Annotated in this window: 1 pseudogene; it reads left to right on the plus strand. The window is 60.1% G+C overall.

Annotation, left to right across the window (positions count from 1 at the left end):
* A pseudogene (locus EOA32_RS39480) lies at nucleotides 1-396 on the plus strand (hypothetical protein); the annotation flags it as partial.
* Nucleotides 397-454 lie beyond the last annotated feature (58 nt).

Raw genomic sequence — 454 nt, forward strand, 5'->3', positions numbered from 1 at the left:
GTCTGCGCCGAAGACATCAGACGCGGCGGAACACTTGTGACTGCCAAAGTCAGGATGAACTCCGTTCCGGAAGCCGAGCGCATCCTCGGGCAGGACGGTTCGGTTGACGTGTCTGAACGCCGTCAGGAGTATGAGGCCAGCGGATGGAGCGAATTCAACCAGATGCGCCTGCATACGGGCCGGATGAAGTCGAATGCGAAAGCGTGCTGCGCGGCCTTAGGCCGCTTGCCAGGAGCTACCTCGGTGACGAAAGGGGCAGTCATAGAGAAGGCGAAGTTGCCCGCTGACCAAGCGCCGGCGGGGCAATGCTATGTGCAATCAGAAGGCGCTTTGCCCCGTACGGCACGAACGGGGCGACGTCGTGGAGCTAGCCTTTTTCGTTATAGGGCTGCTTGAGCTCGGCCACCATTCTGGCAAGTTCGGAGAATGGCGGAATCTCTGTTTCCGACTGAGC

Source organism: Mesorhizobium sp. M1A.F.Ca.ET.072.01.1.1, assembly GCF_004023325.1.
Lineage (GTDB): Bacteria > Pseudomonadota > Alphaproteobacteria > Rhizobiales > Rhizobiaceae > Mesorhizobium.